24 protein-coding genes are annotated in these 19207 nt (G+C 61.7%); 12 read left to right on the top strand and 12 right to left on the bottom strand.

Annotation, left to right across the window (positions count from 1 at the left end; genetic code table 11):
* Positions 1-10: 10 nt before the first annotated feature.
* Positions 11-358: a hypothetical protein gene (locus tag OQ789_RS18225; protein ID WP_324687470.1), complete on the bottom strand. Its 348-nt coding sequence runs from the start codon at positions 356-358 to the stop codon at positions 11-13.
* Between the two features lie 1286 nt (positions 359-1644).
* On the opposite strand from OQ789_RS18225, the gene OQ789_RS18220 reads away from it, so the two are divergent.
* From OQ789_RS18220 to OQ789_RS18185, 9 genes are all read left to right on the top strand, one after another.
* A complete protein-coding gene (locus tag OQ789_RS18220; protein ID WP_324687469.1) occupies positions 1645-1809 on the top strand; it encodes a CopG family ribbon-helix-helix protein in 165 nt (54 codons plus the stop codon).
* Complete coding sequence (locus OQ789_RS26030) at positions 1806-2834, top strand: HNH endonuclease (RefSeq protein WP_420716146.1); 1029 nt, start codon at positions 1806-1808, stop codon at positions 2832-2834. Before OQ789_RS18220 ends, OQ789_RS26030 begins: the two co-directional genes overlap by 4 nt.
* Positions 2831-8494, top strand: coding sequence for a transglycosylase family protein (locus OQ789_RS18215; RefSeq protein WP_324687467.1), 5664 nt, complete (start codon positions 2831-2833; stop codon positions 8492-8494). The genes OQ789_RS26030 and OQ789_RS18215 overlap by 4 nt, the downstream gene beginning before the upstream one ends.
* On the top strand, positions 8443-8793 hold the full coding sequence (locus tag OQ789_RS18210; protein ID WP_324687466.1) for a hypothetical protein: 351 nt from the start codon (positions 8443-8445) through the stop codon (positions 8791-8793). Before OQ789_RS18215 ends, OQ789_RS18210 begins: the two co-directional genes overlap by 52 nt.
* Positions 8794-9314: 521 nt before the next feature.
* Entirely contained in the window at positions 9315-9506 is a 192-nt protein-coding gene (locus OQ789_RS18205; RefSeq protein ID WP_324687465.1) for a helix-turn-helix domain-containing protein, read from the top strand.
* A complete protein-coding gene (locus tag OQ789_RS18200) occupies positions 9503-9838 on the top strand; it encodes a hypothetical protein (RefSeq protein ID WP_324687464.1) in 336 nt (111 codons plus the stop codon). Before OQ789_RS18205 ends, OQ789_RS18200 begins: the two co-directional genes overlap by 4 nt.
* A gap of 286 nt (positions 9839-10124) precedes the next feature.
* The gene (locus OQ789_RS18195) at positions 10125-10364 is read left to right on the top strand and encodes a hypothetical protein (protein ID WP_324687462.1); all 240 of its coding nucleotides are present in this window, start codon (positions 10125-10127) and stop codon (positions 10362-10364) included.
* A complete protein-coding gene (locus tag OQ789_RS18190) occupies positions 10361-10846 on the top strand; it encodes a hypothetical protein (protein ID WP_324687461.1) in 486 nt (161 codons plus the stop codon). Before OQ789_RS18195 ends, OQ789_RS18190 begins: the two co-directional genes overlap by 4 nt.
* Positions 10847-10866: 20 nt before the next feature.
* On the top strand, positions 10867-11505 hold the full coding sequence (locus OQ789_RS18185; protein ID WP_324687460.1) for a hypothetical protein: 639 nt from the start codon (positions 10867-10869) through the stop codon (positions 11503-11505).
* Between the two features lie 119 nt (positions 11506-11624).
* On the opposite strand, the gene OQ789_RS18180 is transcribed toward OQ789_RS18185, so the two are convergent.
* Positions 11625-11882 (bottom strand): DUF732 domain-containing protein, encoded by a 258-nt coding sequence (locus OQ789_RS18180; RefSeq protein WP_324687459.1) that lies wholly within the window; start codon positions 11880-11882, stop codon positions 11625-11627.
* A 57-nt stretch (positions 11883-11939) separates the two neighbouring features.
* Between OQ789_RS18180 and OQ789_RS18175 the strand changes: the two genes are divergently transcribed.
* Positions 11940-12227, top strand: coding sequence for a hypothetical protein (locus OQ789_RS18175; RefSeq protein WP_324687458.1), 288 nt, complete (start codon positions 11940-11942; stop codon positions 12225-12227).
* Positions 12228-12370: 143 nt separating this feature from the next.
* Here the strand turns inward: OQ789_RS18175 and OQ789_RS18170 are convergent, their stop codons facing one another.
* A complete protein-coding gene (locus OQ789_RS18170; protein WP_324687457.1) occupies positions 12371-12736 on the bottom strand; it encodes a hypothetical protein in 366 nt (121 codons plus the stop codon).
* 34 nt (positions 12737-12770) lie between these two features.
* Between OQ789_RS18170 and OQ789_RS18165 the strand changes: the two genes are divergently transcribed.
* Positions 12771-13319: a hypothetical protein gene (locus tag OQ789_RS18165; protein ID WP_324687456.1), complete on the top strand. Its 549-nt coding sequence runs from the start codon at positions 12771-12773 to the stop codon at positions 13317-13319.
* A 36-nt stretch (positions 13320-13355) separates the two neighbouring features.
* On the opposite strand, the gene OQ789_RS18160 is transcribed toward OQ789_RS18165, so the two are convergent.
* Positions 13356-13712 (bottom strand): hypothetical protein, encoded by a 357-nt coding sequence (locus OQ789_RS18160; protein ID WP_324687455.1) that lies wholly within the window; start codon positions 13710-13712, stop codon positions 13356-13358.
* Positions 13713-13898: 186 nt separating this feature from the next.
* Here OQ789_RS18160 and OQ789_RS18155 point away from each other — a divergent pair, with 186 nt between their 5' ends.
* Positions 13899-14375, top strand: a complete 477-nt coding sequence (locus tag OQ789_RS18155; protein ID WP_324687454.1) for a hypothetical protein — start codon at positions 13899-13901, stop codon at positions 14373-14375.
* Between the two features lie 229 nt (positions 14376-14604).
* Here the strand turns inward: OQ789_RS18155 and OQ789_RS18150 are convergent, their stop codons facing one another.
* From OQ789_RS18150 to OQ789_RS18115, 8 genes are all read right to left on the bottom strand, one after another.
* Entirely contained in the window at positions 14605-14982 is a 378-nt protein-coding gene (locus OQ789_RS18150; protein ID WP_324687453.1) for an ion transporter, read from the bottom strand.
* An 86-nt stretch (positions 14983-15068) separates the two neighbouring features.
* Entirely contained in the window at positions 15069-15908 is an 840-nt protein-coding gene (locus OQ789_RS18145; RefSeq protein WP_324687452.1) for a Ku protein, read from the bottom strand.
* 272 nt (positions 15909-16180) lie between these two features.
* A complete protein-coding gene (locus OQ789_RS18140; RefSeq protein ID WP_324687451.1) occupies positions 16181-16345 on the bottom strand; it encodes a hypothetical protein in 165 nt (54 codons plus the stop codon).
* On the bottom strand, positions 16342-16467 hold the full coding sequence (locus tag OQ789_RS18135; protein ID WP_324687450.1) for a hypothetical protein: 126 nt from the start codon (positions 16465-16467) through the stop codon (positions 16342-16344). Before OQ789_RS18135 ends, OQ789_RS18140 begins: the two co-directional genes overlap by 4 nt.
* Before the next feature lie 107 nt (positions 16468-16574).
* Positions 16575-17153, bottom strand: a complete 579-nt coding sequence (locus OQ789_RS18130; RefSeq protein WP_324687449.1) for a hypothetical protein — start codon at positions 17151-17153, stop codon at positions 16575-16577.
* Between the two features lie 118 nt (positions 17154-17271).
* On the bottom strand, positions 17272-18066 hold the full coding sequence (locus tag OQ789_RS18125; protein ID WP_324687448.1) for an ArdC family protein: 795 nt from the start codon (positions 18064-18066) through the stop codon (positions 17272-17274).
* A 473-nt stretch (positions 18067-18539) separates the two neighbouring features.
* Positions 18540-18677 carry a hypothetical protein gene (locus OQ789_RS18120; RefSeq protein ID WP_324687447.1) on the bottom strand — a complete coding sequence of 46 codons (138 nt, stop codon included), beginning with the start codon at positions 18675-18677 and terminating at the stop codon, positions 18540-18542.
* 103 nt (positions 18678-18780) lie between these two features.
* A complete protein-coding gene (locus OQ789_RS18115; protein ID WP_324687445.1) occupies positions 18781-19065 on the bottom strand; it encodes a hypothetical protein in 285 nt (94 codons plus the stop codon).
* Positions 19066-19207: the final 142 nt, after the last annotated feature.

Raw genomic sequence — 19207 nt, 5'->3', positions numbered from 1 at the left:
TCCATGCTGATCAGCAGAACTGTAGGTCCACGCTCCATTGCCCGTAGGCGCGGCCAGCCGCACCGTCCTGGGCAGGGCCGACCCTGGGGTTCCAGTAAGACACCTTGAACGGTCCACCCAGACTGGCGTTGGCGTCACGGATAGTGCCGGTCCCACCCACGGCTGGATAGAAGTCGTTCCAGCTGATCGACTGCAAAGCCGGCGGAGTACGCGGTGTGCAGCGAGCCTGCACCCGGTTATAGATGGCCGTCACCGCCTGCGCGGCGTCGGCTTGATCACCGCTATCGGCCTGCGCTGTTGGGGCGCAGGCGATGCCCGCCGCCACGAGGACGGCGGGCATCAACACCGCTTTGTGCATCAGGATCGCTCAACCTACACCACAGGAATTTATTGGGCAGAGCGTCACCGGCGGCTTCGTGTACGTCGGCGGTGGCGGCGGGGGCGGCCCTTGGGGGAACAGTTGATCGTTCATGTTGCCGGTCGGCGGTCCTGCGCCTGCCACCTGCGGATCAGTTTGCGGATCAGCTTGCGCCACCTGCGTTCCTGGTTGGCCGCTACCGGGATTCTGTTGCTGCTGCAATTTACACTGGGCCGGACCGACCCACTCCTGTGCTAGAGGACTGCACAGGTCGGTGGTGGCATGTGCCGCCGGTGGGCTGTTGAGCCCAGCAACCAGAACGAACGATGCACCTAGTGCTGGAATGAACTTAATTGCAAGTGTTTTCATGATCATCCCATCCCCGGCATATACCCCGGAGGGGCAGGAGCACCAGCTTCACCACAGGACAGGTTGTAGTGGATGTAGTAATCCAAATTCGCGCACTGCGGGTCATACGACGGCTGCGTGCTGGCCGCTGGCGGCGGCGGAGGGGCAGCTGGTGGCGGTGGGGCAGCCGCGGGTGGCGGAGCTGCTGGCGCTACAGGCGGTAAAGCTCCCGGTGTATTCGGTTGTGGACCGCTCCCGCAACTGGCGGGCAACGCCAGCCCGGCCATGAGGTGATCGGCGCAACAGGAGTTGTGCGCCGGCGCGTTGTTGCCCGGCCCCGTGTAATTGCAGTCGGCGGGTGAAGCGTGCGCAGGTGCCACCGCCAGCACAGCCAGCGGTGCGAACGCCACAGCGGCTGCCGCCGCGAGAGATAGTCCCGCTGATTTGATCTTCATGACACTCCTAACGTTTGAATAGCCGGACGGTTATGCCGCTCTCGGTAACGTGGCTTTTAGGTTCGTGGGTATGGATTTTCAGAAACGGTCGGGGCAGCGCTTGCTCCGCGCGCACTGATCAAATGCTGCGGCCAAAAGCGCAACATGAAAAAGTTGGGGCGTGATTACGGGCTGCGCCACTCCCCAAAAAGCGCGGGCACGGTTCGTGCACTCTTCATTGGGGCACCCACCTCCTTCGAAGGCTCCCCCCTATGAATACGTCGTAAATATCGCACACATCCAGTGACGGCACTACGGGTTTACCCAAACCAAAATATATTTACGCGAGTGCCGATTTTCCGAAGAGGTTGCGTAACCGTTCAGCGCAAACTCAACCAGCCCCTAATGCCAGCCGACTGGCACCGAAGTGCTTAAGCCGCAATTGCATTCGACGGCGTGTTGCACCGAGTTGTTATACGGCAAACCCCTTTAGCGTAGATATCCATGAACCGCCATTGGTCAACAGTCGGACTCCCCATCGACTTCATCGCCGAGATCGACGCCATCGCCCGCGCCGAAGACCGAAGCAAACACGCCGTCCTCCGACGCGCCATCAGCCTCTACCGCGAAACCGCCGAACACGGCGAAAGCCCGGTGAAAATCGGATGAACGCCAAGACGTGCACCGTCGAAGAGAACGGCGTGCGATGCGACAGGCCGCATCTCGCCCGTGGCTACTGCGGGCGGCATTACCACCAACTACGCAACAGCGGCCAACTTGAGAAACTGCCCCGACCGCAGGCTTGCGTCATCGTCGAAAACGGGGAACCCTGCGGAAAGCCGATTACAGACAGACGCGGCTGGTGCGGGAAACATTACCAACGCTTTAAGGCCCACGGCGACCCACTCCACACACTCCGGACACCACCATCCCCCACAGGACTCTGCTCAATCCCCAACTGCGGCAAACCCAACAACGCTAAAGGCTGGTGCGCCACCCACTACGGACGGTGGAGAAACCACGGCGACCCCCTCTGGGAACCACCACCCCCACCGGAAACCTGCCTCGTTGACGGCTGCCCGAAACCCCCACGCACAACCAAAGATCCCGGTTACTGCGACATGCATTACCGCCGAAAGTTGAATCGCGGCGACCCAGGCGAAGCGGAACCAGAACGCATCCTCGGCGACGACACCGCGCGATTCTGGTCATACGTGGACAAGAACGGACCCATACACGACAGGCTCCAAACCCGTTGCTGGCTATGGACGGGAGCCGCCAATGACGGTCGCGGTCAGTTCTACGCTAACGGCCGGCACGTGCTGGCGCATCGTTACTCACTTCAAATCGCGCTGGGTCTTTTTTGGCCGATGTACTCACATCTGCTATGTGATCACCGGTGCCACAACGAACGTTGTGTAAGGCCCGCTCATCTTCGGCCTGTTACGCACAGCCAGAACGAGCAGAACAGGCGCGGCCCGGCTTGCAACAACACCACCAGTGGCATCCGTGGAGTCTATTGGGATCGGCGGCGCGAGAAGTGGGAGGCCCGCCTCTGGCACAACGGAAAGCACTACCACGGCGGCTTTTTCGATTCAAAAGAGGACGCCGCGCTAGCACGACTGGAACTATCCAACCAGATATTCACTCATAGCGACGTAGAGCGTCATGAGTTTGAGGAGATGGCACGATGACCTTCCCGACTGCCGGTGTGCCACAAGAGTTGACAAGCCTATTTGTCTCCGTTATCCCCAGCTTGGCAGGGAGCCAAGAAATTTTAAGAGACGCGGCTCGTGAGGGCGCGCGCCTCTACGCGAAGGAGTTCGAATCGGCTGCTGGTGAGGCGCTTCGGCCAGCGGTAGCGCGGATCGGTGCGTCGATGGCTGAGGGTTTGAGCGCTGGTCTGGGCGCGTCGGCCGGGCAGAAGATCCTCGCGCATCTGCTGCCGGCGGAGTCTGTGGTGGCTTCGCATATGGGTCGGATCGGTGCTGCGGCGGGCGGCTCGTATGTTCGGGAATTCAACGCTAAGTATCGCGACATTGTGCCCGTCATGGAGGACGTGTCCGCGAAAGCTGTTGCTGCTTCGAAGGCTCTGATCGAAACCACCCGCCAAATGGGTGGCCACATGGGGGCTGCGTTTTACGGGTTTTCGAAGGAGACGCAGCAAGCGTCGGACGAAATGATGTCGTCGTGGATGGGGAAGGTGAAGATTGGTGCCGCGTTGGCGGGGGCTACCGCGGTTTTCGAGTTCTCTAGGAACGTCAAGAAGGAAATCGCGGCGTTCGGAAAAGTGGGTGAGGATGCTGCGCATGCGTTGGTGGGTGGTTTCCAGTCGATGGTGAAGGGTGAAATGCCTGACATCATGGGGACTTTCAACGTTTTTGAGGAGGGTGCGCGTACGGCGTTGGAGGCTCCGTTTAATTTGTTGAAGTCGTTTGTGCCGGTGTTGGGGTTGGTGGAGAAGGCGTTCCCGCCGTTGTTCGGGGTGTTTGATGAGTTTAAGGATACGTTCGCGCCGGTGGCGGACACGATTTTGGAGGTGGGTGCCCAGTATCAGGAGTTGACGCGGACTTTGGCGTCGAGCACGGTCGACACTGAGCATATTGAGGTGTTGTCCGCCGCGGTGCGGGACATCATGGCGTCTGGCGCGGTGGTGCGTTTCAGCGATGTGGCCGAGTCGATCGGCCGGTTGAATCAGAACATTAAGGGTTTGGATCTCACCCATTTGCGGGAGTTGACGACCACGTTCGCTGAGGCGGAAGAACTCGTTGGTCACATTGATGAGCAGAAGTTCGCGGGTGTTATCAACGCGTGGCAGATCCCGGCCGGGCAGGCGAATGAAACCCTGACGATGTTGGCTAATACGGCTCGGTCGACGGGCATCGACATCAACATGTTGACCGATGAGATGATCCGGACCGGCCCGGCGATGCGTGACTTCGGGTTCGACGCGCAGGACACGGCGGCGTTGTTTGGGTTGATGTCGCAGGAGGGTGAGAAGGGCATGCGGTTGCCTTTCGCCCTGAACGAGTTGGCCGACAAGTTGTCTCAGCAGGTGGAGAAGGGCACCTACAAGTCGGTCAGTGAAGGCTTGAACGCGGTGATTTCGTCGGTGTTGGCGTTGGAGCATGCCGGCAATAAGGCGGGCGCGATCGACATTTTGAAAGGGGTGGGGATCACCCCGAACACCGCGTTGCTGATTGAGGAGATCATCTCCCGCGGCATGTTGGCCACGGATGGGTTGCACGCCCATTTGCAGAATGTGGGTGCCGATCTGGGTGAGTCGGTGGAGAAGACCATCACTTTGGGGCAGGCGTTTGAACGGTTGGGGCAGCAGTTGTCGGCGGGCCTCGCCCCGGTCGGGACGGCGATGGCGAAAGCGTTGACTGAGGCCTCCGGTCATGTCAGTGACTGGCTGAAAGACAACCAGGTGAAGATCGCGCGGTGGGGTGAAGAGTTCATTGTGGTGTTCGGGCAGGTGATGGTGGCGGCGGCGCGGGTGTTCGTGGGTGTGACCGCGATGGCCGGGAAGTTCGTTGATGCGTTCAAGTGGATGTTCCGTCAGGTGATGGACACCGTGTTGGATGTGATGACCCCGTTGGCGAAGGTTTTGGACTGGGCTGGGGTGCCCGGCATGGACAAGTTCGCGGACGCGTTGGACAAGGTGCACGAGGGGTTAAACAGGTTGGGGCAGTTCAGTTTCGGGAATGTTCTCGGCGAAGCGAAAACCCAGTTGGATGATTTCGCTGTCAACACGTTCCCGAAGCTGGCGTCGGGGCTGCACGGGCTGATCGGGGATTTCGCGGCGGCGGAGGCGGTCAATGAGGCGTTCGCTGAATCGATCAACGGGAAAACGGTTCCCGCGTTCAATGCGTTGCAGAACGCGGCCGGTAATTTCGGTTCCCCCGAGAAGCCGTCGATGCTTTTGCAGGGGGACGCCGCGCAGCAGCAGGACGTCACGAACAAGTTGGCGGCGTTGGGTATCCGACTGGACACCAACGACGCCGGCTATGTGACGGGTGTTTCGTTCCCCGGTAACCCGGCGGCGGGGATCAGTTCCGATGATGCGAAGAAGAACTGGGAGAACTGGTGGGATGAGCACATCGGTGCCCAGTCCAAGCCGAACGGGGTCAGGCTGCAGCCGCAGACCGCGGACGGGCGTGACGCTAACAGTTTGACCGACATTTTCCCGAACGATCCGGCCCCGGTGGCGGTGCCGGTCACCCCGGTGCCGTCCGCGCCGTTGCAGGGGCCGGGCCTGCCGGGCCACATGTTCGGCGGGGGGATTCCCGGGTTGGAAACCGGTGGCATTCCGTGGCTGCCGGGCACCACACCCGGCCGGGATGGGGTGTTGGCGTTCGTCGCGCCGGGTGAGCATGTATTGACCGCCGACGATGTTGATTTGATGGGCGGCCAGTCCGCGGTGTATTCGATGCGGAACGCGCTGCATCAGGGCGCGAAGGTGAAAGCCTACGATTCCGGCGGGGAAGGCAGCTTCTCGGGGAAACTGATCGCGATGCTGTCCGGTCTCGGCCGCGGCTTGCTGTCCGGCATGGGGCTGGAACTCCCCCGCTCCGACCCGCGCGGTGTGGGCAGCAGCAGTCTGTTCCTGCCCACACCGGTGTTCGGTCCGCGCGCTACCGCGGCGTCAGCGTCGCAGGGCCCCCTCGGTGGGGGTGTCCCTCTGGTGCAAAACGCTGACGGCAGTTGGACGTCACCGAACCCGGACTGGGCGCACCTGATCCGGCGTGAGTCGAGCGGTCAGGCGAATATCGTGCAGCACGGCTATGTGGATGCGAACACGGGCGGCAACGAAGCCCAAGGGTTGTTCCAGATCACACCGAAGACGTGGAATGCGCACGGCGGCCAAGAGTTTGCGCCGACCCCGAATCAAGCCAGCCCTCAGCAGCAGGCCGTTGTGGCCGCCCGCATCCTCAAAGCCAACCCGAGCGGATCGGACTGGGGTGCCGGTCTGCCCGGCCGCGAGAACGCGGCGGCACTGCTCGCCGGTCTCGGCGGCTACGCCAAAGGCGGCAAGGCGTGGTTCGGCTCTACCCCCAAAACCGCGGCCGGGCCTGACACCGCCAACCTGGACAAGCACTTCGCGCACTTTGCGGGTGGCGGTCCGTGTGGGCTGTGCGGTGGTGGTCACCCCACCGGTTTGCACCACATCCCCGGGTTCGCCGGTGGCGGAGGCGGTACCGGTTCGGCGGACTGGGCGGCGTCGCATTCCGGTGACGACGATCAGGGCGTGGACGCCGAAATTTTGGGGATCGAGCAGATCGCCCACAAGTACGGGTTGAAACTCACCGCCGGCCGTTCAGGGCATGGCACCCATCAAGACGACGGCGGCTACCACGACAAAGGTGAGGCGGGTGACTTCTCCAATGGTGTTGGCACAGCGGAGGAAGCGGCGTTCGCCCACTACATGGCCGACAACTATGGCGGCTCGATCCTTGAGTTGATCCACGCCGGTCCCGGCTGGGATCCCGGCGACAACATCTTTAAGGGCCAGCGGGTCCGTGACATCAAACAATCCACACCGGTGTATGACGCGGCAACACTGGACGGTCACCGCGACCACGTGCATGTGGCGATGGCCCCGGGTGCCTCGCCGCTGCTGGAAGACTACGCGATGCAGTCCGGTAAATGGCAGGCCGGATCTTCCCCGGTGGCGGGTTCAGCCCCTGGTGCCCCCGCCGCGGGCGGGCAAGTCAGCCCCGGTGCACCGTTCGGGCCGGGCACCTCCCCCGGCCCCGGCGGCGGTGGTGGCGGTGGTGGTGGTGGTGGTGGTGCACCGGGCAGCATCATCGATTTCGGCGGATCCAACGGCGGATCCAACGGCGGATCGTCAGCAGCTATCGGCGGGGATTGGGGTGTGCCGCAAGGCATGCCGAACACACCGGAAACCCAACGATGGGCTGTCGGCGTGGAACGCTACAACGAACGCCTCCACGAGTTGCAGCAGAACATCAACGACACCCAGGCGAAGATCCCCGACCTGCAGAAAGCGGTGAACGACGCCCAGACCCTGTTCGACCAAGCCAACACCGCCTACGCGGGCATCAACATCCCCGGCGTCGACCCAGGCCAACTGGCGAACTCGCCGGAGAAGAAGGCTCTCGACGAGGCCAAGAAGAAACTCGACGAAGCCAAGAAACAACTCGATGACGCCCGAAAAGCGGTACACAAAGACACCGAGGATTTGCGGTTAGACGAAGCTGAAGGACCACCGCAGCCACCCAAGCAGGGACGGCAATTCCAGAACTACGCATCCATGTCTGATGCGCTCGGCCGCGGTCTGGTGCAAGGCATTTTCCAGCAGTTGGGTTTCCCCGACGTGTTCGGTAAGCCGTTCACCGAGTGGGGGTTATCGAAACTCGGCATGGGGCTACTCGGCTTCGGGTTAAACGTGGCTGAGCAGCGAAACCAGACAAGGGGTTTCAACGGATTCAATGTCGGGTTGCAGCCCGGCGACACCCCGCCGCTGCCCGGCCCCGCCTCCGACAGCACCCCGTCGACACCACCGAGTACACCGACAGCCGCCCCGGCGGCTCCCGCGCCGGCACCCGGGCCGGCCCCATTCGACCCCGCACACCCGCCGCCGCTGCCCCACGGAGCCATACGGTGGACCCAAAAAGACGGTCATTGGGTGCCCGAATTCCCGTCGCAGCCCGACCCAAAGAAGCCGGGATACAACGGGCCACCCATCCCGGGTGTCACAGGGCCATCATCGTTGCCGTTCCCTCAGCCGCCGCCGCTGCTTCCGCCCGGCCCCGGCACCAACCTGATCGCGCCAGGACTCAACGTTCCCACTCCGAAACCGCCAGCACCCGTTCCCCGTTCGGACGGAATGGGCGGCAAGTGGGTGCCGGGGCCGGGCGCAACACTGGAATCCCTCAACCAGCCGGGGCACCCCGGCTGGACCTACACCAACGACACACAACCCAACGCCCCTGGCGCTGCCCCCGCCGGATACGGATCAACCTCCGACTACGAGGCCGCCCAGAACACCCAGTCGCCGTTCAGTTTCGGCAAAGACGGTCTCGCCGCAGGTGGTTTGGGTGCGGGCTTCGGCCAATTCATGGATTCGCTGCCGGGCCGGTTGATCAAAATGCAGGACAAGGCGAACCTGAACTCAACGTCGAAAATCGCCGGGCACATGCAAAGCGCCACGCCGGGAGACACTCGCAGTTACACGCAGGGCGGCAACACAACCCAGATCGTCAACAACAACAACGGGATCGCCTCACCAGACCAGGTGGCGCACACCGTGAATAAAGTACTGACGGATCACAATCGTTGGCCGATCCGAACTATGGCGATGGCGGCGACGCAAATCCAAATGGCATGATGACATCGAAACCCAAACCGCCTGAGAAACCGCTTGAGCCGCCCTGGGCGCTCGTCTGGTGGTCATCCGCGACTCGTCAAACGAACGCTCAATTCTCCTGGCACGCAACGTATGCTGATGCGCTGGCGGCGGCCGACGCCCTGGAAGTTGCCGATTTCGAAATCATTGATCGCCGGATCTGCGGTACCCGCCATCACCGGCCGGTGTTCACCGACCCCGACGTTAAACGTGTGAGGCGCACCCCAAAAGCACAGCTACACACCGTCGGCGATTCCGGCCCCCAACGCAACAAAGCGTAGAACCGCATAAGGAAACCCCCGCTGCCGACGAAAAGATCGCGAAACCAAATCCGATGAGCGCGGGGGCTTGTCATCACTGTAGCAGCCGCCCCCAACCTCAATGGCGTATCTGCCACCCGCGCGTCCCTCACTGCCTCGCTTCGCTCGGTGACAAGCAAGGGTCGCTTCGCGCAGACAGACCCCTCACCCCCCAAAAAAAGACCCCCCTCTCCCCAGCCGGCGGCCTTACGCGGAAAGGAATCTGGTTTTCCACGCAGGGTTTAGCGCCGCTGCAGCGGGTAGCTGAACGGGGGGTCTTGACATGGGAGGCATGGGTTCCCACGTCTCCGGCGGGCCGTGAGTCCGGACAGGTCACCACCGGTAGCGACAGTTGGTTTGCGACGGACTCGCTTGGAACGTCGGCGGAATCAAAATTTGGTTTCGCGTCTTCCAGCCTGCGCTGGTTTTCCGTATAACAAGCCGGAGCGACACGCCGCGAAATCCCCTGTCCGGTAACGGAAAACAGGGATCAGACTGTAACCATGACGCCGATCGCTCACGACTATCCACCGCTCCTCGAAGTCGATGAGCTAGCGAAACTTCTCCGCCTGCATCCCGTCACTATCCGCGTCAAACTTCGCCGCGGTGAAATCCCCGGCGTCAAGATCAGCGCCAACCGGTGGCGCATCCCCCGCTCATACGTCGAATCAATTCTTGGAGGAGCCGGAGCATGAACACATGCAGCCATTGCCACCGCGAATTGCGCAGCGACGCTCCGTATCTCTTCTATTGCGGCGACGTGTGCCGCCGCCAGTACCACGACGGTCTGACCCGGTCGATGCCCACACGCCGCCAGCCCGCACCGCCGCAGCGGCAGCCGATCCCCGGCGAGGCGGCACTGTTGGCTGATCGGGCTGCTGCCGCGGAAGCCGCCGAAAACCGGCGACGGATCGGTCAAGCCGAAACCATGCTGGCTGGCCAGCGAAAAGCAGCAGACACAGCACGCCTGTACGCCGAGCAGGAAGCCGCCATGATTTCGAAACTCGCGCTCGGGCGCGGCAATTAACTAGGAGCCCAAATGGCTGATCATGCAATTTATGACCCCAGCACCGGCCAGGTGTCCGCCAGCGTCCTGGCACCAGGCCAACGGTTGACGCCCGCTGGCGGCCAACTGAGCCCAGCTGACCAGCCATACGAGGCGGGTAAGGAAGCACCGTCCACCGGCCCCATACCTGCAAATGTGGTCGTTTCCCCGGCGGGTCCATTTTCTCGGACGAAGCAAGGCTGAACTCCACATGTGGTTGCGAACTTCCAGCAGGGATTATCGGTGCACCCCGTGGTCGCCCTGGGCGTTGATCGACGTGCACACCAATGATGTGGTGGCATCATTTCGCTCAGCTGCGGACGTCACCAAGAACCGGGTGCTGCTCGAATCAGTTGGCCAGTTCGCCGGGAAGCGAAGCGCCGCGGAAGTTTACGAGGTGGCGTTGTCCGTGTGCGACGGACTCTTCCACACACGGAGCATCGAACAGTTGCGTCTCGGCGACTACAGCGCCCTGGCCACCGCTGTCGCGAAAGAACTCCGCCGATGAGCGACGATCCGGAACTGGTGATGCACCGCTTGCTCCACGCGGCGGTCAACAACACCGAGGAACTCGCAATATTTCTTGAGCGCATCGGCTGCCCTCCGAACTCGCTGCGAGGCCGGGTGATGGCCGAACTCGTGTACACAGTCGGCGGGTGGATACAGGACGAGGATCGCCGAGGCAGTTGGGATCAGCCGGACGATGATCCGCTGTCGTGCACATGCGAACGCCCGGTGCCGGCGGAGGTGAAGGCGCTGCGGATCCTTTTCGGGCTTGTCGCTGTCGGGGTGTCGGATCACGGTGCGACGCTTAACGATGCGCTCGTCGATGCGGCGAGATGCCCGGCCTGCAACCTCGATGTGCATGTCGCGGCGGCCAGGTTCCAGAAGAATTTGCTCGACCGTATGCATCCGTCGTGGCAGCCCGACGACAAGCTGGGCGCGTTGGAGGAACACTACCTGTCGATGCTCGACGAGGTTGAACGATGAATACAGTTGAGGATGGCGTCATGCAATTAGCGATCCGCAAGGCCCCCTGGCCTTGGCGGTCTGGGCAGTCGCAGGAGGCGACGTTGGTTGATCGGGACGCTGACGACACGATCGTGGCGGACTTCCCGTCGCTCGGCTCGGCGGCGCTCGGCAAGGTGCTCCTAGAAAGACTGTCGATGGTCGTAGAGCATGTTTCGGTTGTCGACCTGGATCGCGAACTTCGCCGGGTCTGCACCCGCGACTACGGCACCACGGATTACACGAGTATTGTGCCGAGTCAACACAAGCCGCTGATCGACGCAGTCGCCTATGAGTTCCAAAAGGACAAAGCGGACAAGACGCTGAAGACCTTCGGCTTGCGCTTGGCGAGTAGTGATCCGCGCTGCCCGTGGGATGCGCGGTATGCGTTGATCAACCGGGCCGACAACGAACTGGTGGCAACGTTCAAAACGCGTGAAGCCGCTGCGGCAGCCAAGTCGATCATCGAGGTGTGCTGGATTTTTGATCGACGTCGGTCGGCGGCTGAACTTGATCGCGTGGTGCGACACGTTTCTGAACGCGTGTACGGAACAACCGATTACGCGAGTATCGCGCGGTGGAAAACACCGCTGTTGATCGACGCTGTCGGACAAGAGCTTGTGTCGCAGGATGTTTGGTAGGTAATGGTCGTGGGATGAGGGCATCCTCCTGTCACGAGTTGCCCCTCATCCCACCCCAGCGCGGTCGCGGCGGTTTTACAGTCATTCGTTTCCCGCCGCCGCGACCGCGTATCGGGGAACTATTGAGGGCAGTACACGTCGGAGGCGGCTACCACAACAGCGTTCGTCCGCGTCCACTCCGTCGCTGGATCGAATGCCCCCGCCGCACCCGCCGCTGTGTGTTCCGCGAGGAGCCTGCGGGTGGCCGCGGCCTGGTCGGGATTCTGGGCCAGCAGTTCACAGGCGCGGTGGCCGTCATTGATAACGGCATTGGGCTTGTAGGGCTTCCCGCCCCACAGGCCGGTGACTTCGCTGACGGTGGCGTCACCAGAACTCACCGACGGGTGGAACGTGATCGAGCATGCTCGACCTGGTGAAACTGTAGGAGTAAAAGGGTGAACGACGACACCGAGGCGTCACCCGCCCCTGATGACCCTACGATGGGTGCGCCACAGCAAGCGTGGTCGCAAGCTGAGGAAAATGACGGCGTGGAGGCGCACTTTTCTTGGGAGCGCGTCGGATTCATTGTTGCCGCAGGCGCGGTCGTGGTGCTTCTGGCCTTCCTCGTCATCATGCTCATGCCTCACAACGCCACTCGACGGCCATCCCAGACCTCCGGTCCACTGTCGGGCCACCGATTCTTGGCTCTCCCCCAACTGGTCCCGTCCGATGGGTTTTTCTGAAACCCGAAGGCGGCGAAGGCACTTGGATACAGGGTGAACAAGCCCAAGCCGAGCGAGAACGTGTGGAAGCGCTGAGGAGACAATACTTCACCGCCCCGCTTATCGCTCCCGACGCTAGTCAAGATGCGCCGGAATTCTGTGTGTTAGCAATCGCCGACAATCTCCTTCTCACCGAAGAGCAAAGCGTGCCCGGAATGATCCTTAGCCCAATGACATCGGTTCTTGGCGACGACATACGGATCGTGCTGAATGAAATTCTCGCTCAGCGCGGCTTCCAGCAAGCGCTGATCAGGGACAAGTGGGTTGAGCAAATGCGGCAGGACAGGCCAGCAGTGCTGATCGAGTGCCATGTCAAAGCCGGGACCGCAGAAGCTGCAAGAAAATTCAGTAGCAACGTCATCAAGCGCATGCTCGACTTGATGACGTTGAATCGTGGGGCGGCGGCTCGGCTGATTGGGGGTCGTCGTCAGTCGACAGGCGGAGGCACACCCTGGCGAGGTGTGCGGCATTTGGATCGAGGGCAGAGGCTACACAGGAAACTGGATGGGCGGCGTCATCTCCGGCGAAAACGTCCACGCACTGCAGAGCCTGTGGAGCGATCTTCAGGCGAACCCGAGGGCTCAACTCTGGGCATCTCTATACGCCGATGCGGTACGGGACGCGCGCTGGGATTATCAGTTCTTCCGGTGTTTCAACCTGCTGGAAGCGATTGCAGACGAGGTTCTGCCTCCGAATACCCCGATTACCGATGCAGCCGGCAATCCACGACCATTTTCCAGCGGTAGAGGTAATTACACGATCAAGCAGGCAAGGGGGAAGGTCTACGCCCTCCTGATACACACCTCTGACTCTGCCGAGGATGAGCTATGGGATGAAGTCGGCATTTGGATTCAGATCCGCAATGATGTTGCCCACGAAGGCGCATGGCAGCCCCCACATGCATCGGAGAAGGCAGCACACGCCGCGGCGCGCAAGGCGATCGTAACTCGCGGTCACGATGGCACATTCGAAGCCGGGGCCAGCGTAATACTGAAGAAGATCCAAGGTGCCACGAAATCGGTCCTATACGCGGCCATACAAGGCAAATTATGAATCGAGACCACCAGGGATTGGGTTCACTCGGTGTCCTTACCAAATGACGACTTCGGCGCTGTTGTTGTCGCCGCCGATGCAGTGAGTTGAGATGTGTTGTTCGCCGTCGGTGAAGCTAGCGAGGTAATGGCCAAAGCAGGTCATCTCGTAGCGGTCGAGTGTTGCCGGTGAGAAGGCGACGATTTCGTCATTCATTCCGCTTGCGTAGAACGCACGCCGCACGTTCTCGGCGAACCCGCAAGACGTGTGACCGCCCACAACTCCCTCGTGACCGTCAGGGCACACCACGAATACGTCGCCGCTGGCTGACGGAGCCAGGCACAGAGAAGCCGCCACGAACCCCGCGAACGCTACGGCGGTAAGTTTGCATGGAATTGCATTCTTGTGATTCATCTTTCTTTCTTTCTCAACATGAACCGATTTCGTGAAAAAGGCAGCCCGATGCCTCGACCCCATCTTTATCCGCGTCGGGGTTTCCACGGTTCGGAATGGAAAAACTGCGGACCAGAAATTATCAGTCGCTCCGATGTTGTGTCGCCGCCGTTCCGCGCACTCAATAGCCGATACCGTTGAGAGACCATGACCAATCCCTATGAGGCACCTGGCGAAGTCTTCGGCTACGAGCCTGACGAAGGCGCGGGCTCGTGGGGGGCCGGCGACATCGACGACGTCGGAGACGAACGTCCGTTGAGTGGCGATCTTGGTGACGGCTTAGGCTTCATCCGCATCAATGAGGACGTGTGGCGGTCATTGTTAAGGGACCATCCGCAGGTGCAGGCAGCTGTGATGCAACGGGCGCAGGCCATCGCCGACGCCGCGAACGACAACGCAACCAGCGCACTCGATCCTCGGACCGTGGAGCGGCTAGCGCCGGGCGGCGAGCCGGCTTATCTGGTTAAAGCGCAAGATAATCCGCATGCCACTAGGTTCCGTGCGCGTGTGGTCTGCAATCCGGAGACGTTCCTGGGGGTTTTGGCGGAAGCGCAGGAATCGAGTCTGCTGGCCGCGACGCTGGCCAATCCTTCCGATCCGATCCCCGGCGCGGAGCAGGCTTAAATCCGGCCTTGGATGGCTTGAGCCGGATCGACGCAAGTCTGCGTTGGTCTTGAGGACGCGTTGTGCTTCAATGGAATCGGGCGCGCGAGGCCCTTGGCTGCAATAGTCCTGCTGTCGACAGCAGGCTTGGGACCGGCCGACATCCTCGCGTTCCCCCCAAAACTTTCCGGTGTTTATCGTTGAGCGCATCAGCCAACACGCAGATCTGGGCTGCGTGCTGGGGCTGTGCTCAAACGGATGCGGGTATCCGGTGGGCGACGTGGCGTCCCAGCCACACCGCGATCCTGAGATGCCCGACATGTCTGGTGAGGTGCACCGCCCGCGCCAGCCTGCCGACCCGGGCGATCATCACTCCGTTGCCGGCGGAGGGCAGCAACGCCACCGTGATGATGATGAGGTCCGCCACCAGCCAGGGGTCACGGAAAAACGCGGACCGTTGTTGCCGGACCCGCCATGCCAGCTCGATAGTGAACAGGGCGAGGAACACCATGTCGGCGGTGTCCCAGATCTCCTCGTGGCTGTGGTCGATCAGTCCGGCTGCCATCACGCCCGCGTTCGCCACGATCAGGATCTCGGCGATGTGGTGAATAGCAGAGTGTTTGAACATGTGTTGGTGGTTCCTTCCTTGAGAACGAAAAGGGAACCCCGCCAACGCGCATCGGGGGTCGGCGGGGTTCCGAGGTGGGTTGCTGGTTAGGCGGACTTGCGGCGACGTGTCGACGGGTGACGTGATTTGGCTGCCGTCTCAGCATCTTTCGCCGCGATCGACGCTTCCAGCCGGGCCAGCAGGTCAGCGACGGCGGGTTCCGCCTCTGCGGTGTCGTCGCCGGTCGACACCCGCACCGTGCCGGCGGCTTTCGCCTCGACAAGGTCGGCGACGGCATGCGCGTACTCGTCGCGGTAGGACTCGTAATCGAAGTCCTCAGACATGCTGTCCAACAGTTGACGGGCCAACTGGGCTTCTTTCGCCGACACGTCAACGGGTTTGGTGAGGACGTCGAAGTCCGGTCGCCGCAACTGCTCGGCCCACACCAACGGTTGCAGCGTCAACGTCGCCGCGTCGCGGTGCACACCAAGCACCGCGATGTGAGACACCCCGCGGAACGTGTAGCGCACCACTCCGACGCGGCCTGTCGACGCCATCGCGTCGCGGATCACCGCGTACGACTTCACCGCCGTTTTGCCGCGTTTCACGTCGGGCACCAAGTAGTCGGCACCGTCCAGCCACAGCGGGCTGATCTGCTCGGCGGGCACCATGGCCACAATTTCGTAGCCGGTGACCTCACCGCGGCAGTCGTCTAACTCGGCGTCGGTGAGCAGCACAACATCATCACCGTTTTGCACCCCTTTGACGATCGAACCCCACTCCACGGCCTGGTCGCATTGCTTGCACCATGCCCGGCGGCCTACTTCCCCACCGCACCCCTCGTGGTATTGGTGGAGTTGGGTGCCGCCGGTCTCGCGGGCGGTGAACGTTTGCACGGGCAGCGAGATCAACCCCACGTCCAGCGTTGTGTTCCATTTACTTCTCATTGCGGTAGACTCCTTACTGTTTTTCGTGGTTGAAAAACAGGGCTGGGCGCTCCAAACTCCGAGCGCCCAGCCCTTCTAATTTTTCGGCTAGTGGTTGATGACGAGGAAGATCACTGTGGCCAGCGTGATGATCAGCATGCTGGTGATCAGCGCCCCGATGACGCGGCCTAGTGACTGAATTTCCATGGCTACTCCTGGTTTTCGTTTTCGTGGTTGTGTGATGCTTGAGCGCATCAGCCAACGCACCGGCAAGCGGTGCGTTGGGGTTGGGCTCAAACGGGCAGCCAGACAGGGCCGGTGCGGAATTCGACGGCGTCGGCGTGCGCGGCGGCGATCCACCGCGCCACCTGCCCGTCGTCGACTCCCGGTGGTAGCGGCGACACGAAATCGACGTACTGGCCGCCGGCAAGGTGCACGCCATACACGTGGCCGCTCACCGGACTGACCTAACTCGGATCCGGTCGGCGATCCACTGCCAGCGACGGGCACCTTCCACACCGAGCACCGACACGACCGGCACCAGGTCCCCGACCCCGAAGCCGCCGTCTGGATCATCCACGGGTGACACAATTTTCTGCATAATTCGTTCTCCGTATTTTCGTGGTTGGAATTGGTGTTTGAGCACACCAGCCAACCCACAGACTCGGCCGTGGGCTGGGGTTGCGTTCAAAGCCAAGCCGGTATGTCCCAACTGGTTTCAGCGGCGCGTACCGGCATGATCAGACCGACGAAATCGCCGCCGACCCGCACCCCGACCGGCTTGGTTGGGGCACCCAACGACAGGGTGAGTTGCGGGTTTTCGGTGATCACTTTGGTGAACTTCGCCAGGTATGCCGGGTTGACAGCGACATGCCCGGCGACGCCGCCGCGCTGCTCGGTGGGGATCAGTTGCCGGTATTTCGGGAACTCATGGTCGACCGGGGTGACGGTCACCGACTCACCGGTGGTGAACACGAACACCAGCGTGTTGCCCACCGATTCGATGCTGACGTCGCGGACTGTATTGCCGTTGGTTTTGGCGAGTTTCGCGAGCCGCTCCGCGTCGCCGCGGTCGATCATGGTGGTGAACGCCTCACCGCTGTAGTCCGCCCGTGTGACACCGAGGACGAATCGGTCGGTCGCCACCGACACCACCTGGTCGGTGCTGAATTCCAGCCGTACCGCTTCGATCATCGGGAGGTGTTCATTTTTCGCGGCGAACAACACACCGTTGTGCATGATGCGGTGCAGGTCGGCTGCGCTCATTGTGTTACCCATTGTCGTGTTCTCCATCTTGTGTTTTCGTGGTTGGGTGTCTGAGCGACACCAGCCGGCACACCGAACAATGTTCGATGTGTCGGAGTTGTGCTCAGCGCTAACGGGGTTAGGCGGCGACTACCTGCTCGGTGGCCATCGTCTCGGTGGTCTGTCGGCCGGCGGTCAGGATTTTGTTGACCGCCGCGAACACCCGACTGATGTTGTTCTCGGTGACTTCGGTGTCACCGAGCCACCGTTGGATGTAGGCCCGGGACTCGGCCGGATCCCACGACACCAAACCCAATTCTTTGGCCACCAGGTAGGCGGTCGATTCCGCTTCGAATTCTTTGACGCCGCGGTGGGTTTCGTCGCCGCTGGCGCAGTGGCCAAGCATCAGGTGCGCCAACTCGTGCAGCAACGTTTTCGCCGGGTAAGCGGCGACCGGGCTGACCGCGATGTGCTTGCCCGTGTCGTCCTGGTAGCTGAATCCTTGCGTGTTGCCGTCCGCCATGGTGAACGGTCGGCGGTCGACACCGAGAACCGTCAACGCGGTGTCGGCATCCCAACCGGGCAACTCGACCGCCGGGAGTTCGTCGCCGTCGGTGTCGGAGTAGCCGAACACTGTGCGGCTCCCGCGGAACCCGACCAGGATTTGCCGCTTACGCTCGGTGCCAGTCTCGTCGGTGTCCTTGCGGGACACCAGCACCGGCGCGAGCACCGTCTTGGCTTTGCTGCCCTTGCGGACCTGCCTGCCGAGTTCCTGCCAGCGTCGATACGTGGCCACCGGTTCGGCGACACCCTGCATCATCAGCCTGATTTGATTCAGGAAGCTGTAGTTGTAGAACCGGGTGTATGTCGCGCCCAGCGCGCCCGGTGCTTCTAACGCTTCGGTCAGCGTCGCACGCCAATCGATGTCGCTCATCTCGTGTTCTCCAATCGGTGTTTTCGTGGTTGGTACTGTCTTGCGGACAGCAGAAAGCCCGCCAACAAAAAAATTGGCGGGCTTTCCTCCGTGCGCAATTCGGTTTAGCTGCAGCATCCGCAGCACGGCGCGTCCTCGCACCGACCGCGGGAGTTCTGATACACGGTCGCGCCCGAATTGAATCGGGTTGCGATCACATACGGCGCGGGCTCGCCAATACGGTGCTCCGCCCGCACCCGCAAATCCGTGCGGGTGTCCCACGGACCCGTCAACGGCTTGATGGTGGCCAACCCGTCAGCGTCGCAGCAATCCAACCGTTGACAGGTCACCGTTTTACGGCCGGCGTCCCAAAACGCCGTGTCACCCTTGGCGATGGCCGCGCCGCACACTTTGCAATGCCCCGGGTAGCGCAATGCCATCCACCGGGAACCCGCGCCGCTAGTCCGGCGGTACCGGTTGTTGTAAGCCATGATTCACCGCCAACCCTGCTCAGCGGTCCACAACACGGCGTCGGGACGCTGCTCCGCGTAGCCCTGCAGCAATCGGGCACCCGCCGAACCATAGGCGGACTGCTCCGGCGACTCCATTTCCAACCATTGATTAATACCCATGATTGATCACTCCATTGTTTTTTCGTGGTTGTACTGCCTTGCAGACAGCAGAAACCACACCAACCCGTAGTTGGTGTGGTTTCCTCCGCATGCAGACATATCGTCAGTCAAACGCCATACCGCCCGCCGGAATCATGCGGATAGCATGCGCAACCGGAAACGTCCGTTCCAACCCGCCCGAAGTAACCCACACGTGCATATCCCGCACGTCAGTACCCCACGGCGCAAACGCGAAATTGTTCGGCCCGACCACCAGGGACCGCAACTCACCGGATCGAATCTCGGTGCTGTCCTCGCTGTCAACCCAACGTACCGACCGCTTCTGCTGAATTGCGGTCAGCAGATCACCCAACGCGATAGCATCCCCTACTGACAGAACGTTACTCATGTCTCTAATCTCCATTGTGTTTCGTGGTTGTAGATGCTGAGCGCATCAGCCACCACACAGAGGTCAAGTCCAGGGACGTGGTGTACGACGTCGTCGTGTGATTCTTCGTTGTCGTGGTTAGGCGGTTAGTGCTGCGGGTGCG

Origin of the sequence: Mycobacterium sp. 94-17 (assembly GCF_035617725.1) — a bacterium.
In the GTDB taxonomy this organism is placed as follows: domain Bacteria; phylum Actinomycetota; class Actinomycetes; order Mycobacteriales; family Mycobacteriaceae; genus Mycobacterium.
This window is presented reverse-complemented; position numbering and strand designations above follow the sequence as displayed.

Bases quoted from the DNA above. Each gene is read 5' to 3' on its own strand.
- OQ789_RS18225 (WP_324687470.1), bottom strand. From the start codon at position 358: ATGCACAAAGCGGTGTTGATGCCCGCCGTCCTCGTGGCGGCGGGCATC.
- OQ789_RS18220 (WP_324687469.1), top strand. From the start codon at position 1,645: ATGAACCGCCATTGGTCAACAGTCGGACTCCCCATCGACTTCATCGCC.
- OQ789_RS26030 (WP_420716146.1), top strand. From the start codon at position 1,806: ATGAACGCCAAGACGTGCACCGTCGAAGAGAACGGCGTGCGATGCGAC.
- OQ789_RS18215 (WP_324687467.1), top strand. From the start codon at position 2,831: ATGACCTTCCCGACTGCCGGTGTGCCACAAGAGTTGACAAGCCTATTT.
- OQ789_RS18205 (WP_324687465.1), top strand. From the start codon at position 9,315: ATGACGCCGATCGCTCACGACTATCCACCGCTCCTCGAAGTCGATGAG.
- OQ789_RS18200 (WP_324687464.1), top strand. From the start codon at position 9,503: ATGAACACATGCAGCCATTGCCACCGCGAATTGCGCAGCGACGCTCCG.
- OQ789_RS18190 (WP_324687461.1), top strand. From the start codon at position 10,361: ATGAGCGACGATCCGGAACTGGTGATGCACCGCTTGCTCCACGCGGCG.
- OQ789_RS18185 (WP_324687460.1), top strand. From the start codon at position 10,867: ATGCAATTAGCGATCCGCAAGGCCCCCTGGCCTTGGCGGTCTGGGCAG.
- OQ789_RS18170 (WP_324687457.1), bottom strand. From the start codon at position 12,736: ATGCCGCACACCTCGCCAGGGTGTGCCTCCGCCTGTCGACTGACGACG.
- OQ789_RS18165 (WP_324687456.1), top strand. From the start codon at position 12,771: ATGGGCGGCGTCATCTCCGGCGAAAACGTCCACGCACTGCAGAGCCTG.
- OQ789_RS18160 (WP_324687455.1), bottom strand. From the start codon at position 13,712: ATGAATCACAAGAATGCAATTCCATGCAAACTTACCGCCGTAGCGTTC.
- OQ789_RS18155 (WP_324687454.1), top strand. From the start codon at position 13,899: ATGACCAATCCCTATGAGGCACCTGGCGAAGTCTTCGGCTACGAGCCT.
- OQ789_RS18150 (WP_324687453.1), bottom strand. From the start codon at position 14,982: ATGTTCAAACACTCTGCTATTCACCACATCGCCGAGATCCTGATCGTG.
- OQ789_RS18145 (WP_324687452.1), bottom strand. From the start codon at position 15,908: ATGAGAAGTAAATGGAACACAACGCTGGACGTGGGGTTGATCTCGCTG.
- OQ789_RS18130 (WP_324687449.1), bottom strand. From the start codon at position 17,153: ATGAGCGCAGCCGACCTGCACCGCATCATGCACAACGGTGTGTTGTTC.
- OQ789_RS18125 (WP_324687448.1), bottom strand. From the start codon at position 18,066: ATGAGCGACATCGATTGGCGTGCGACGCTGACCGAAGCGTTAGAAGCA.
- OQ789_RS18120 (WP_324687447.1), bottom strand. From the start codon at position 18,677: ATGGGTATTAATCAATGGTTGGAAATGGAGTCGCCGGAGCAGTCCGCC.
- OQ789_RS18115 (WP_324687445.1), bottom strand. From the start codon at position 19,065: ATGAGTAACGTTCTGTCAGTAGGGGATGCTATCGCGTTGGGTGATCTG.